This window comes from Paraburkholderia hiiakae (assembly GCF_904848665.1).
GTDB classification, from domain to species: domain Bacteria; phylum Pseudomonadota; class Gammaproteobacteria; order Burkholderiales; family Burkholderiaceae; genus Paraburkholderia; species Paraburkholderia hiiakae.
In genome coordinates this window covers 205,153-218,822 of record NZ_CAJHCQ010000009.1, presented here as the reverse complement: position 1 = coordinate 218,822, position 13,670 = coordinate 205,153, and the positions used below count along the sequence as shown (strand labels likewise).

The 13,670-nt window shown below is 65.7% G+C and carries 10 protein-coding genes; 8 read left to right on the top strand and 2 right to left on the bottom strand.

Going from position 1 to position 13,670, the window contains the following annotated elements; genetic code table 11:
- Positions 1-129 precede the first annotated feature (129 nt).
- The 5 genes from JMY28_RS19105 (at position 130) to JMY28_RS19085 (ending at position 8,323) form a co-directional block, all read left to right on the top strand.
- A complete protein-coding gene (locus tag JMY28_RS19105; RefSeq protein WP_201697463.1) occupies positions 130-2,253 on the top strand; it encodes a 3-hydroxyacyl-CoA dehydrogenase NAD-binding domain-containing protein in 2,124 nt (707 codons plus the stop codon).
- Positions 2,254-2,278: 25 nt separating this feature from the next.
- A complete protein-coding gene (locus JMY28_RS19100; protein WP_201697462.1) occupies positions 2,279-3,475 on the top strand; it encodes an acyl-CoA dehydrogenase family protein in 1,197 nt (398 codons plus the stop codon).
- A gap of 10 nt (positions 3,476-3,485) precedes the next feature.
- Complete coding sequence (locus JMY28_RS19095; protein WP_201697461.1) at positions 3,486-4,634, top strand: acyl-CoA dehydrogenase family protein; 1,149 nt, start codon at positions 3,486-3,488, stop codon at positions 4,632-4,634.
- Between the two features lie 59 nt (positions 4,635-4,693).
- Positions 4,694-5,908, top strand: a complete 1,215-nt coding sequence (locus tag JMY28_RS19090) for a CaiB/BaiF CoA transferase family protein (RefSeq protein WP_201697460.1) — start codon at positions 4,694-4,696, stop codon at positions 5,906-5,908.
- 318 nt (positions 5,909-6,226) lie between these two features.
- The gene (locus JMY28_RS19085) at positions 6,227-8,323 is read left to right on the top strand and encodes a VTT domain-containing protein (RefSeq protein ID WP_236596930.1); all 2,097 of its coding nucleotides are present in this window, start codon (positions 6,227-6,229) and stop codon (positions 8,321-8,323) included.
- A gap of 16 nt (positions 8,324-8,339) precedes the next feature.
- On the opposite strand, the gene JMY28_RS19080 is transcribed toward JMY28_RS19085, so the two are convergent.
- Positions 8,340-8,612 carry a hypothetical protein gene (locus JMY28_RS19080; protein ID WP_201697459.1) on the bottom strand — a complete coding sequence of 91 codons (273 nt, stop codon included), beginning with the start codon at positions 8,610-8,612 and terminating at the stop codon, positions 8,340-8,342.
- A 140-nt stretch (positions 8,613-8,752) separates the two neighbouring features.
- Here JMY28_RS19080 and JMY28_RS19075 point away from each other — a divergent pair, with 140 nt between their 5' ends.
- The gene (locus JMY28_RS19075; protein ID WP_201697458.1) at positions 8,753-9,838 is read left to right on the top strand and encodes a Dyp-type peroxidase; all 1,086 of its coding nucleotides are present in this window, start codon (positions 8,753-8,755) and stop codon (positions 9,836-9,838) included.
- On the top strand, positions 9,831-10,631 hold the full coding sequence (locus JMY28_RS19070; RefSeq protein WP_201697457.1) for a family 1 encapsulin nanocompartment shell protein: 801 nt from the start codon (positions 9,831-9,833) through the stop codon (positions 10,629-10,631). Before JMY28_RS19075 ends, JMY28_RS19070 begins: the two co-directional genes overlap by 8 nt.
- Before the next feature lie 80 nt (positions 10,632-10,711).
- Here JMY28_RS19070 and JMY28_RS19065 read toward each other — a convergent pair whose 3' ends face one another.
- Positions 10,712-12,958, bottom strand: a complete 2,247-nt coding sequence (locus tag JMY28_RS19065) for a TonB-dependent receptor (protein WP_201697456.1) — start codon at positions 12,956-12,958, stop codon at positions 10,712-10,714.
- Between the two features lie 259 nt (positions 12,959-13,217).
- Between JMY28_RS19065 and ppnP the strand changes: the two genes are divergently transcribed.
- The gene (ppnP, locus tag JMY28_RS19060; protein WP_201697455.1) at positions 13,218-13,538 is read left to right on the top strand and encodes a pyrimidine/purine nucleoside phosphorylase; all 321 of its coding nucleotides are present in this window, start codon (positions 13,218-13,220) and stop codon (positions 13,536-13,538) included.
- Positions 13,539-13,670 lie beyond the last annotated feature (132 nt).

Here is a 13,670-nt window from a genome sequence, read left to right as displayed (position 1 = left end):
GATATTTTGACAGTCTGTCAACGACCCATGGGATTGTCAATTGCCCTTGACGCGCCGAGAATCGACGCGAACATGAAACATTGGCGTCTGGCCCACCAGCCCGGCCCTCATTATGGAGACAGCACCCCCATGGCATCCGATCCCGTGAACGCCTCCCCCGTCACTCACGAACTGCGCGGCAAGGTGCTGCTCGTTACCGTCGACAATCCGCCCGTCAACGCGCTGGGCGTGGACGTGCGCCGCGGCCTCGCTGCCGCCATCGAGCATGCCGAAGCGAATGACGCCGTGCAGGCCGTGCTGATCGTCGGCGCGGGGCGCAATTTCATCGCCGGCGCGGACATTCGCGAGTTCGGCAAGCCGCCGCAGCCGCCCGCGCTGCCCGACGTGTGCAACCGCATCGAGGCCTGCCACAAGCCGGTGATCGCCGCCATTCACGGCGCGGCGCTCGGCGGCGGCCTCGAAGTGGCGCTCGCGGCGCATTACCGGCTTGCCGTGGCCGGCGCGAAGCTCGGCCTGCCCGAAGTGCAACTGGGCCTGCTGCCGGGCGCAGGCGGCACGCAACGCACGCCGCGGCTGATCGGCGCCGAAGCCGCGCTCGCGCTCATGCTGAGCGGCCGTCACGCGAGCGCGCAGGAAGCGCACAAGCTCGGCCTGGTCGATCGCGTGGGCGCGAGCGACGACATTCTCGCCGAAGGCCTCGCCTACGCGCAGGAACTGCTCGCGGGCCATGCGCACGTGCGCCGCACGCGCGACGCCCAGGCGCTCGCGGACCGCACGCAAGCGCAGGCTGCGATCGATGCCGCGCGCGCCGACACCGCGAAGAAGTCGCGCGGTCTCTTTTCGCCGCTGAAGATCGTCGATTGCGTGCAGGCCGCGCTCGATCTTTCGTTCGATGAAGGCCTGCGCTTCGAGCGCAAGCAGTTCCTCGAATGCCTCGAAAGCCCGCAGCGCGCGGGCCTCGTGCACGCCTTCTTCGCCGAACGCGAAGTGCAGAAAGCCCCTGAAACGAAGAGCGCGAAGCCGCGCGCGATCGAAACCGTCGGCGTGATCGGCGGCGGCACGATGGGCGCGGGCATTGCCGTGGCCGTGCTCGACGCGGGCCTGCCCGTAACGATGATCGAGCGTGACGACGCCTCGCTCGCCCGCGGCCGCGCGCATGTGGAAAAGGTCTACGACGGCCTCATCGCCAAAGGCCGCATGAAGCCCGAAGCGAAAGCGCAGATCCTCGCGCGCTTCGACGGCAGCACCTCGTACGATGCGCTCGCGAACACCGATCTCGTGATCGAAGCCGTGTTCGAGGACATGGCCGTGAAGCAGGCCGTGTTCGCCGAACTCGACCGCGTCTGCAAACCCGGCGCCGTGCTCGCCACCAACACCTCGTACCTCGACATCGACGCCATCGCGGCCAGCATCAAGCGAGCGCAGGACGTGGTGGGCCTGCACTTCTTCTCGCCCGCCAACATCATGAAGCTGCTCGAAATCGTGGTGCCGAAGCAGGTGAGCGCCGATGTGGTCGCCACCGCATTCGAGCTGGCGAAGAAGCTGCGCAAAGTTCCGGTGCGCGCGGGTGTGTGCGACGGCTTCATCGGCAACCGCATTCTCGCCGTGTTCCGCACCGCTGCGGATCATCTGATGGAAGACGGCGCGTCGCCGTATCAGATCGACAAGGCTGTACGCGACTTCGGCTTTCCGATGGGCCCGTACCAGGTGGTCGATCTCGCGGGCGGCGACATTGGCTGGGCCACGCGCAAGCGCCGCGCCGCCACGCGCGACCCGAAGGCGCGCTACGTGCAGATCGCCGACCGCATTTGCGAGCGCGGCTGGTTCGGCCAGAAGACGGGCCGCGGCTTCTACCTCTACCCCGAAGGCGCACGCACCGGCACACCCGACCCCGAAGTCGAATCCATCATCCGCACTGAGCGCGAGCGCGCCGGCATCGAGCCGCGCAGTTTCAGCGACGAAGAGATCATGCGCCGCTACATGGCAGCGATGGTGAACGAAGGCGCGAACGTCGTGTTCGAGAAGATCGCGCTGCGCCCCCTCGACGTGGATGTCACGCTGCTCTACGGCTACGGCTTCCCGCGCTATCGCGGCGGCCCGATGAAATACGCCGATACCGTGGGCCTCGCCAACGTGCTCGCCGATATCCGCGAGTACGCGAAGGAAGATCCGCTGTTCTGGCGCCCTTCGCCGCTGCTCGTCGAACTCGTGGAGCGCGGCGAGAACTTCGCGAGCCTCAATCAATCGGCCTGATGGTGCAATAAGGAGCTTTTCACACATGGACCTCAAATTCACCGCCGAAGAAGAGGCGTTTCGCAGCGAAGTGCTCGCGTTCCTGAAGGAGCGCCTGCCGCAGCGCCTCGCGAACAAGGTGAGCAACGGCCGGCACCTCACGCGCGACGACATGGCGCAATGGCACGCCATCCTCCACGAAAAAGGCTGGCTCGCGAATCACTGGCCGAAGGAATACGGCGGCCCGGGCTGGACCGCCGTACAGAAGTTCATCTTCGAGAACGAATGCGCGATTGCCGGTGCGCCCCGCATCGTGCCGTTTGGCGTAAACATGCTCGGGCCCGTGCTCATCAAGTACGGCAGCGAGGCGCAAAAGCGCTACTGGCTGCCGCGCATTCTGGACGGCTCGGACTGGTGGTGCCAGGGCTATTCAGAACCGGGCGCAGGCTCGGACCTCGCCTCGGTGCGTACCACGGCAGTTCGCGACGGCGACCACTACGTGGTGAACGGCCAGAAAACGTGGACCACGCTCGGCCACTACGCGAACATGATCTTCTGCCTCGTGCGCACCGCCACCGACGTGCGCAAACAGGAAGGCATCAGCTTCTTGCTGATCGACATGAACACGCCGGGCATCGAAGTGCGCCCCATCGTCACGCTCGACGGCGAACATGAGGTGAACGAAGTGTTCTTCACCGACGTGCGCGTACCGGTGGCAAATCTCGTTGGCGAAGAAAACAAGGGCTGGACCTACGCGAAATATCTGCTCACGTACGAGCGTACGAATATTGCTGGCGTCGGATTTTCGGTGGCGGCGCTCGCGCGCCTGAAGCACGCCGCGCAAAAAATCACGCGCAACGGCAAGCCGCTCGCGCAAGACCCGCAGTTCGCCGCGCGTCTTGCGAAGGTCGAGATCGATCTGGAGAACATGAAGACGACGAACCTGCGCGTGATCGCAGCCGTCGCGGGCGGCGGCGTGCCCGGTGCGGAGAGCTCGATGCTGAAGATTCGCGGCACCGAAATTCGCCAGGAGATTTCCTCCCTGCTGCGTCGCGCGATGGGGCCGTATGCGGCGCCGTTCGTCGAGGAAGCGCTCGAGGAAGGCTACGCGGGCGAGGCAATCGGTCCTGATGAAGCCGCCAGCGCCGCCGCGCAATACTTTAACAACCGCAAGCTGTCGATTTTCGGCGGCTCCAACGAAATTCAGAAAAACATCATCTCCAAGATGATTCTCGGTCTTTGAGAGGCACGCCATGGACTTCCAGCACACAGAAGACCGCCGCATGCTTGCGGATACGCTCAACCGCTTCATTACGGAGCAGTACGGTTTCAATACGCGCGATACAATCGCGCGCTCCACGGAAGGCTTTAGCGCAGAGATGTGGCAGCGCTTCGCCGAACTCGGCGTGATCGGCGCGCTGTTCGACGAGGCCGATGGCGGCTTTGGCGGCGCGGGCTTCGATGTCGCGGTGGTGTTCGAAGCGCTCGGGCGCGGCCTCGTGGTCGAGCCGTTTCTCGATACGCTGATCGTCGGCCGCGCGCTCGCCCATGCGGGCAGCGAGGCGCAGCGCGCGCGCATTGCGTCGTTCATCGACGGTTCCCAAATCGCCGTGCTCGCGCACGACGAGCCGGGTTCGCACTATGAGGATGCGCGCGTGACGACCCGCGCAGAGAAAAGCGGAGAAGGTTGGGTGCTGCAAGGCGCGAAGGGCGTCGTGCAACATGCGGAACATGCCGATGCGCTGCTCGTTTCGGCGCGTACCGCGATTGACAAACCCGGCAATGAATTCGACGAAGCGGGCATCTCCCTCTTCCTCGTGCCGCGCGATGCAGCGGGCGTGAGCGTGCGTGGCTACCGCAAGATCGACGGCGGCCGCGCAGCGGAAGTGACGCTCGACAACGTGAAGGTGAATGCCGACGCGCTGATCGGCAGGCAAGGCGGCGGCTTCGCGACGCTCGAACACGCACGCGGCTACGGCATCGTGGCGCTCGCGTCGGAAGCAGTGGGCGCGATGGATATCGCACGCGACTTCACGCTCGAATACCTGCGCACGCGCAAGCAGTTCGGCGCACCCATCGGCAGTTTTCAGGCGTTGCAGCACCGCATGGCGGACGTCCTGCTCGAAATCGAGCAGGCGCGCTCGGCGGTCATCAACGCGGCAGCGGCAATCGACGCACCGCGCGCGCAACGCGAGCGCGCGCTTTCGGCGGCGAAGTACACGATCGGGCGCATTGGCGCGCGCGTGGCCGAAGAGGCGATCCAGCTGCATGGCGGCATTGGCATGACGTGGGAATTGCCGCTCGCGCACTACGCAAAGCGACTCGTCATGATCGATCATCAGCTTGGCGACGAAGATCATCATCTCGCGCGCTACATCGCATTGGGGCGTGAGGCGGCGTGAGCCATGAAGGAGGGCGACTGCGAACGGTTGCCCCAACAACGAACCAGGAGTGCCTGTCGATGCAGACGGACAAAAGCAGCTTGCCTCTATCGGGCGTGCGCGTACTCGATCTTTCGCGCGTGCTGGCCGGGCCGTGGAGCGCGATGGTGCTCGGCGACCTCGGCGCGGAAGTCATCAAGATAGAGCATCCCGACCGCGGCGACGACACGCGCGACTGGGGCGTGCGAGTCGGCAAGACCGAGACTGCGTATTTCAACAGCGTGAATCGCAACAAGCGTTCGATCACGCTCGATCTGCAAACGCCCGAAGGCCAGCAGATCGTGCGCGAGCTGGCGAAGAACAGCGACATCGTCGTTCAGAACTTCAAGTTCGGCGGCGTGGAGAAGCTCGGGCTCGGCTATGAGCAGTTGAGCGCGGAGAACCCGCGTCTCATCTATTGCTCGATTTCGGGCTACGACCGCACTGGACCCGAAGCAAAACGCCCCGGCTATGACCTCGTCGTGCAGGGTGAAACGGGCCTGATGGCAATGAACGGCGAAGCCCACCAGCCGCCGCTCAAATTCGGCGTGGCGGCCGTGGATCTCTTCACGGGCATGTATTCCGCCCAAGCGATGCTCGCCGCGCTATACGAGCGCGAGCGCACGGGACGCGGGCGCCATATCGAAATGGCGCTGTTCGACTGCGGCCTCATGATTACCGCTTACTACGGTCTCGAAGCGCTGCTGATCGGCGAAGACCCGCCGCGCTACGGCAACGCGCACCCGTCGATCGTGCCGTATGGCGTGTTCGATGCGGCCGATGGTCCGCTCGTCATCACCGTGGGCAACAACGCGCAGTTCGAGCGCTTTTGCCGCGAAGTGATCGAGCGCGCCGACCTCGCCGACGACGCGCGCTACAAAACCAACATCCTGCGCGGACAGAACCGCGAAACGCTCGTGCCGGAACTCACACGCGAGCTGGGCCGCCGTGAGCGCAAGCTCTTGCTCGAACGCCTCGCGCGCGCGGGCATTCCGTGCGGCGAAGTGGCGGGCTTGCGCGAGGCGCTGCTCTCGCCGCGCGCCACGCTTGGCGGGCTCGTCACGCAGCAGCCGCATCCGCATACCGAAAGCGGCACGACGCCCGTGCTCGCGCCGCCGTGGCGCTTCGACGGCGAACGCATGCCCGTGCGGCACGCGCCGCCGCAACTGGGCGAAGGCACGCAGGATGTCTTGCAGTCGCTGCTCGGCTATTCGGCGGAACAACTGGCCGGGTTGAAGGAAAAAGGCGTTATCTAGTCTAATCACGCTCATGCTCGAACTCGCTGGCGCAATCGGCTAACACGCCGCCAGTCAGCCGCCGGCCCTCCGCGTCGCCGCCGCGCGACGCGGCCCCGCCTTCGCCACCCCGCTCCGCGCCCCGCCCGGCCTCGCGTCGCACGTAGTTGCGCGCGCCCGGTTATATTGCGCCTGATGGTCCCGCACGCCGCTTGCACCCACTCGCGGACGGCCGGTCACGGACGGCCGGTTGCGGACGGCCGGTCACGGACGGCCGGTTGCGGACGGCCGGTCGCGGACCGGCACCCGCCCGATCTCGCGCCCTTCGCGCGAGCCCCAGTGAACGAACCCGCCCCGCTCATGGAGCACGCCTACGATCATCTGCTGCACCTGCTCGCCGCGCACGCGACGTGGACGCTTGCCTTTGTCGTGGTCGCCGCTTTCCTCGAATCGCTCGCGTTCATCGGCACGTTCATTCCCGGCAGCACGGCGATGTTCATTGCAGGCGCGTTCGCGGCCACGGGCACGATCAACCTTGGCTGGCTCTTCGTCTGCGCCATTGTGGGCGCCGTGGCCGGCGACGGCGTGAGCTTCTGGATCGGCCATCGCTATCGCGCCTCGCTTGGCCAGATGTGGCCGTTCAGCCGCCACCCCGGCATTCTCGAACGCGCGCAGGCCTACTTCGTGAGCCACGGCACGCGCAGCGTGATCCTCGCGCGCTTCATCGCGCCGCTGCGCGCCGTGGTGCCGATCGTCGCGGGCATGGCCGGCATGAAGCCCATGCGCTTCTTCATGATGAACGTGATCTCCGCGCTCATCTGGGCGCCCGCGCATATCGTGCCGGGCGTGGTGTTCGGCGCCTCGCTCCAGCTCGCGGGCGCGGTGTCGTTCCGGCTCGTGGTCGTCATCGGCATCGTTGCGTTCGCGCTCTGGCTCATCTGGCGCTTCGTACGCATGCTGCTCCTGCACATCGACAACTGGGCCGGTGCGTCGCGGCGCAGCGCGGCGCAGTGGGCGGCGCAGCATCCCGGGCGCGCCTCGAAGCGCATCGCCCGCCTGCTCGATCCGGCGCAGCCCGCGCTCGGCCCCATCATCGTGATCACGGGCCTCGTGCCGGTATGCGCGGCCGTGTTTTCCTATGTGCTCGGCAACGTGCTGCGCGGCGCGCCGCTCGTGCAGCTCGACCAGTCCGTGCGCCAGTTCCTGCAGTCGATCCGCACCACATGGGCCGACGCGACGCTCGCGCGCGTCGAAACGCTCGGCAGCACCTGGACACTGGCGGCGCTCATCGCGACGATGGGCGTATGGATGGTGCTGGAGCGGCGTTGGCGCACCATCGCTTACTGGATGATGGCGGGGGCCGTTTCGCAGCTGCTCATCCTCATCCTGCGCTTCGTGATCCACCACACGGCGCCGGGCGGCGGCCAGGCCGTCGAAGCCTATGTGTTCCCGAGCGACCGCGTGTCGTCGATGGTGATCGTCTACGGCTTCGTGATGTTCCTGCTCGTGCGCCGCGCGAGCATGCTGGAGGCCGCGCTCGTCGCCGCGCTCGGCAACGGGATTATCGTGGCCGTGGCGTTCGCGGGGCTCTACTTCGACCGCTTCCTGTTCTCGGACGCCATCGGCGGCGCAGCCTTCGCGGCGATCTGGGTGGCGATCGTCGTGCTCACCTCGCTCTGGCGCTACCCCAAGCGGCCGCCGCAACGCGCGTACGTGCCGCCCATCGTGCTCGTCGTGCTGGTCTGCGCCGTTCTCCTGCAGACGGTGCTGCCAGGGCGCGCACCCGCGCCGCCCACGACCGCCACGGCGGCGGCGCCCGTCGTCATCACGCAACTGCAGTGGAGCGACTCGCTGTGGAGGACGTTTGCGTGCTATCGCTTCGACATGAAAGGCGCGCGCCGCGAGCCGATGACGATCCAGTGGGCCGCAAGCGCCGACGACCTGCGCACGGCGCTGCGCGACGCGGGCTGGGCCGAGGGGCCGCAGATTTCGGTGAGAAGCGTGTTATCGCTCGTCGCACCGAACGTGGACGTGCTGTCGCTGCCGCTGCTACCGAAGCTGAACAACGGCCTGCCCTCCCCGCTCGTGTTCGCTCGCGCGCGCCTCGTAGAGAAGCCGGGAGACGCGGGCGAGCCGGGTAGCCGCCGCGACGTGCTGCGGTTCTGGCCTACCGGCTACGCGCTCGCGCCACGGCATGCTGGAAACGGCGACGGCAAGGCAGACGGCGGCGAGCCCACGCCGATCTGGGTCGGCTCGCTCGTGCACGAGCGGCTGCGCCGCGGGTCGTGGCCGTTCAACGTGGTCGCGAGCTACCCCGACGATGCCTCGGACCTCAGCGCCCCCGGCCAGCCGGCCGGCTGGCGCACGCTCACGCTGCCGGGCGAGGTGGGCTGCGAGGGGCGGGCGGTGAAGCTGGTCGTGCAGGGCGGCCGCTGAAAGGCGGATTGAAAGCTCAGGCCGTGCTCTCACCCCAGCTTCCCGTGGCATGGAAGCGGTCGATGCGCTTGCGCGCGTCCGCGTAGGCGGCGTCGAGCGCGGCGTTGGGGCCCGTGTAATTGCGCATCATGTCGTGAAAACGCACGCTGCGTCCTTCGACATGGGCGTCGGCGCCGTGGCGGCAGATGTAGCCGCTGTAGTGGAACAGCGGCTCGGGCGCGCGCGGCCCGAACGCCGGAATCGGCAGCACCCAGATCTCGAAGCCTTCATGCTCGGTGTGGTCCCACATGGTGTGTCTCCACTATGGCCATGATGCTCACTATCCTCGCACGGTCGGCCTCTCGCCTGCAAACCGCTCTTTTTTGCGACATTGGCTAAACTATGCGGGCACAGCGAAACTAACCCGACTTCCAGGCGATACCCCACACCATGACGCCGGCCTCTCTCACGCAGGAACCGCAGTCCGTCTCCAGCGCCGTCACGCGCAATGCCTTCTTCATCGTGGCCACCGTCAACGAAGACGCCGCGAGCCGCGCCACCGTACGCGCCTGGTGCGCCGACGTCGCCAACCTCGTGCGCGCGGTGGGCAAGCGCGTGCCGGCTGGCAATCTCTCGTGCGTGGTGGGCTTTTCGTCCGACGCATGGGACAAGCTGTTCGGCGAGCCGCGCCCGGCCGGCCTGCATCCGTTCCGCGAATTCGGCACGGGCGAGCGCAAGGCTATCGCCACGCCGGGCGACATCCTGCTGCACATCCGCGCCGACGAAACCGACCTGTGCTTCGAACTGGCCACCCAGCTCATGACGCGCCTGGAAGGCGCGGTCACGACCGTGGACGAAGTGCACGGCTTTCGCAACTTCGACATGCGCGCGATGATCGGCTTCGTTGACGGCACCGAAAATCCCACGGGCAACGAAGCCGTTCATTTCACGGTGATCGGCGAAAACGAAGATCCCGAATTCTGCGGTGGCAGCTACGTGCTCGTGCAGAAGTACATGCACGACATGAAAGGCTGGAACGCGCTTCCCGTCGAGGCACAGGAACACATCATCGGGCGCACCAAGCTCCAGGACATCGAACTGGACGAAGCCGTGAAGCCGAGCTGGTCGCACAGTTCGCTCACCACGCTCGAAGACGACGCGGGCAACGAGATCAAGATCCTGCGCGACAACATGCCGTTCGGCCGGCCCGGCTCGGCCGAATTCGGCACCTACTTCATCGGCTACGCGCGCTCGCCCGAGCCGATCGAACAGATGCTCGAAAACATGTTCGTCGGCCTGCCGCCCGGCAACTACGACCGGCTGCTCGACTTCAGCCGCGCCGTCACGGGCGGCCTGTTCTTCGTGCCTTCGCAGCCGCTCCTCGAAGCGCTCGCCGAAGTCGACCCGGGCGCCGCGCCCACCATGAATGTGAGCGCCGCCGATTCATCGGAAACAGACACCGAGCCTGCCGCTGCGCCCAGCGCGGACGGCTCGCTCGCCATCGGATCCCTCAAAGGAGCACCCCGGTATGAATAACCTCCATCGCGAGCTGGCGCCCATTTCCACGGCCGCGTGGTCGCAAATCGAAGAAGAAGTCGCGCGCACCTTCAAGCGCTCGCTCGCGGGCCGCCGCGTCGTGGACGTCGAGGGCCCCGGCGGCCCGGCGCTCGCGGCAGTCGGCACCGGCCACCAGAACGGCATCGAAGCGCCGCTGGAAGGCATCCGCGCACGCCAGCGCGAAGTGAAGGCGATCGTGGAATTGCGCGTGCCGTTCGAGCTTTCGCGCGACGCCATCGACGACGTGGAGCGCGGCGCCGAAGACTCCGACTGGCAGCCGGCCAAGGACGCGGCCACGCGCCTCGCGTTCGCGGAAGACCGCGCGATTTTCGACGGCTACACGGCTGCGCAGATCACGGGCATTCGCGAAGGCTCGTCGAACCCGATTCTGCCGCTGCCGGCCGATATCGCCGACTACCCCACGGTCATCGCCAAGGCGCTCGAACAGTTGCGTCTGCAAGGCGTGGACGGCCCGTATGCGGTGCTGCTCGGCTCCGATGCCTACACGGCGGTGAGCGAAGCGAGCGACCAGGGCTATCCGATTCTCGAGCACATTCGCCGTCTCGTGAATGGCGAGATCATCTGGGCGCCGGCCATTGAAGGCGGCGCGATCCTGAGTACGCGTGGCGGGGATTTCGCGTTCCACCTCGGGCAGGATGTGTCGATCGGCTACTCTTCCCATGACGACAGGAGCGTGAAGCTCTATCTGCAGGAGAGCTTCACGTTCATGATGCTGACTGCCGAGGCTTCGGTGGCGGTGAAGCCGGAGTGAGGCCGCGCTGATTCTTGCAGGCCACGAAAAAGGGGCGCTCCGTGACGAGCGCCCCTTTTTTCATGCGTTGCCGCTAGCGATCACTGATAGAAGTTCACCGTCACCACCGCGGAGCGGCCTGGCGCCCAGGTGGCGTAAATCGGGTACGCGCTCTGGTAGTACGCCTTGTCGAAGATGTTGTTCACGTTGAGCTGCAGATCGACCTTCTTCGACACACGCCACGTGGCCGAAGCATCGAAGCGCGCATAGCCCGGCGTCCATTTGCGCGAAGTCGCCGAAACCGATGCATACGTGAGGCTCGAAACCGTTGCGCCCGCACCCACCGTGAGCTTTGGCAACACGTCGTAGCTCGTCCACAGCGTGAAGTTGTGCTTGGGCACCATCACCATCGGCAGGCCGGAGAGCGCCGGGCTCGCCGGGCCGGCGTCGATCGTGATTGCATCGAGGTACGAATAGCCGCCGAACACAGACCACTTGTTCGTCACATTGCCCGCGAAACCAAACTCGAAACCGCGTACGCGCTGCGAGCCCGCGTTGATCGTGCCACCCAGGCCATCGCTCACGCGCGCGTTGGTCTTGTCGGTCTGGAACAACGCCGTGGTGAGCGAGAGGCGCTGATCGAGCACGTCCCACTTCGCGCCCACTTCGATGTTGCGCGAGCGCTCGGGCGCGAGATCCTTGTTGGTCGCCGTGATCTGGTCCGTGCCGCCGCCCAGGCCCGAATTCGAGCCCGGCGGATTCGCCGAGGTGCCGTACGACGCATAGAGGCTCAAGGTCGGCACCGGCTTGAACACGAGGCCGAACTGGTAGCTGAAAAGATTCGACGTATTCGACAGGTCGGCCACGCCCGCTTGCTGCGCGCTCACGTCATAGCGGTCGAAACGCAAGCCCGCGTTGAAGATCCAGCGCTCGGAAAGCTGCACGCTGTCGAACATGTACGCCGAAGCGATATTCGTCTGCGTATGCGTGGCAGGTCCCGGGAAGCTCTTGTCGCCGTTCAGGACGATGCTGCCCGTCCACGGATTGTTAGGATTCCAGTTGTTGATCGACGCGCAGTTGTACGCGATCGAGCACGGACCGCCCGAGCGGATGTTGTTGCCCGCTGAATCGGTCACGAGATAGCCCTCGTAAAGGTCCTGCTCGTGGCTGAATTCCACGCCCGCCGTGAACGTGTGGCGCATGCCGTAGAGGTCGAATTTGCCGGTCGCTTCCGTCTGGTTCGCAACGCTGTTGGTCGCGTACTTGCCGCTCTTGGCTTGCAGGCTCAGGATGTTCGAGGTCGCGTTCGTCAGCTGCGGATTGGTCGCGACGTAGTCGAGCGTCGAGCGGCCGAACATCGTCGTGTTCTTGATCTTCCACGCGTCGTTGATGCGGTGCTCCACCTTCACTTCGCCCGTGTCGGTCTGGCCGTAGCGGTAATCGCGCGTGTTCAGGCCGTAAAACTGGCCGCGGTTCGATGACACCGGCGTGCCGCCCGTCGAGCGGAACGGCACGCTGAAGTCGGGCATGTCGTAACTGTTCAGGTGGTAGTAGCTCACCGTGACCGTGGTCGGCGTGTTCAGGCCGAACGCGATCGACGGCGCCACGCCCCAGCGCTTGCTGTAGACGTCGGTGCGGCCCGCCTGGTCGGCGTCGTGGCCCATGGCGTTCAGGCGGAACGCGGTGGTGTCGTTGAGCGTCTGGTTCCAGTCGATGGTGGCGCGGCGGTAGCTATCGGTGCCGAGGCCCACGCTGCCGTTGATGAAGTTGTCGGCCTGCGGCGTTTTCGTCGTGATGTCGATGCTGCCGCCTACCGAGCCGCGCCCGGCATACACGGAGTCCGGGCCCTTGATGACGCTGATGTTCTGCACGTCGAAGGTTTCGCGGTTCTGCACGCCCGAGTCGCGCATGCCGTCCACGAAGATCGAGTTGCGCGACTCGAAGCCCCGAATCACAGGACGATCGGCGGACGGATTCGCCGCCGCGTCGCCACCCAGGAAGGTGATGCCGGGCACCGTGCGCAGCGCGTCCTGGAACGTCGTGACGTTCTTCTCCTTGAGCACTTCTTCGGGAATCACCGTGATCGAGCGCGGCGTGTCGATGAGGGGCGCCGTGAACTTGTACGAATCGAGCGCTTTGGTCTGCATGTCGGAAGGCGCCGAAACGACCTTCACGGCGGGCAGCGTGCTTTCCGCGGCGGCAGTGGACGATGCCGGCGAAGCTGCGGCTGGACTGTCGGAGCCGGGCGCGGTTTGCGCCTGAACGAGAGGCGATGCGAAGAAACCGGAGCAATAGAGCGCAGCGACGGAGGCGATAGCGCGCATCCGCGTCGGGAAATGGACGGACATGAGTGAGCGAGTTGGTCGGCGAATTGGCTTAGTTGCGAATGAACATGATTCTCATTTGTTATTGCGATTGTAATAACTTGTTATTTGTTTGTAAATATTCAATGAACAATTCGTCGAACGGCGCAGGCGCCAGGTGCCCACGCCAGGCGTAGAAGCCAAGCCCCCGCCGCGCCCGACTGCCGGTATGATGGCGGCCTCACCGCGGACGACGCGTCGTCCCGGCGCCCGATTCCATTCACGAAGACAGAGGAAGACCGCCATGACGGCAGCAGCACAATTCGACCAGGTTTCCGTAGTCAAACGCGCCAACGTCTACTTCGACGGCAAGTGCGTTTCGCACACCGTGCTGTTCGCCGACGGCTCGCGCAAGACGCTTGGCGTGATCCTGCCGGGCACGCTGAACTTCGGCACCGACGCTGCCGAGCTGATGGAAGTGCAAGCTGGCCAGTGCCGCATCCGCCTGGAAGGCATCGACGAATGGAAGACCTATGGCGCCGGCGAGTCGTTCTCGGTGCCGGGCAAGAGCCGCTTCGACATCGACGTGATCGAGACGCTCGACTACGTTTGCAGCTACCTGTAAGCGCTTAGCCTTGCCAAACGCCCGCCGAGTGGCTCGCGGCGGGCGTTTTCGCTTTTGCCTGGCGGTGCCGGGGCATGCCGGCCGCTCTGAACGTGCTGGACGCGCCGCCACCATGCCCTCGCTACAATGGGC

Excerpts from the sequence above, each read along its gene's own strand:
- JMY28_RS19105 (WP_201697463.1), top strand. The coding sequence starts at position 130 with ATGGCATCCGATCCCGTGAACGCCTCCCCCGTCACTCACGAACTGCGC.
- JMY28_RS19100 (WP_201697462.1), top strand. The coding sequence starts at position 2,279 with ATGGACCTCAAATTCACCGCCGAAGAAGAGGCGTTTCGCAGCGAAGTG.
- JMY28_RS19095 (WP_201697461.1), top strand. The coding sequence starts at position 3,486 with ATGGACTTCCAGCACACAGAAGACCGCCGCATGCTTGCGGATACGCTC.
- JMY28_RS19090 (WP_201697460.1), top strand. The coding sequence starts at position 4,694 with ATGCAGACGGACAAAAGCAGCTTGCCTCTATCGGGCGTGCGCGTACTC.
- JMY28_RS19080 (WP_201697459.1), bottom strand. The coding sequence starts at position 8,612 with ATGTGGGACCACACCGAGCATGAAGGCTTCGAGATCTGGGTGCTGCCG.
- JMY28_RS19075 (WP_201697458.1), top strand. The coding sequence starts at position 8,753 with ATGACGCCGGCCTCTCTCACGCAGGAACCGCAGTCCGTCTCCAGCGCC.
- JMY28_RS19070 (WP_201697457.1), top strand. The coding sequence starts at position 9,831 with ATGAATAACCTCCATCGCGAGCTGGCGCCCATTTCCACGGCCGCGTGG.
- JMY28_RS19065 (WP_201697456.1), bottom strand. The coding sequence starts at position 12,958 with ATGTCCGTCCATTTCCCGACGCGGATGCGCGCTATCGCCTCCGTCGCT.
- ppnP (WP_201697455.1), top strand. The coding sequence starts at position 13,218 with ATGACGGCAGCAGCACAATTCGACCAGGTTTCCGTAGTCAAACGCGCC.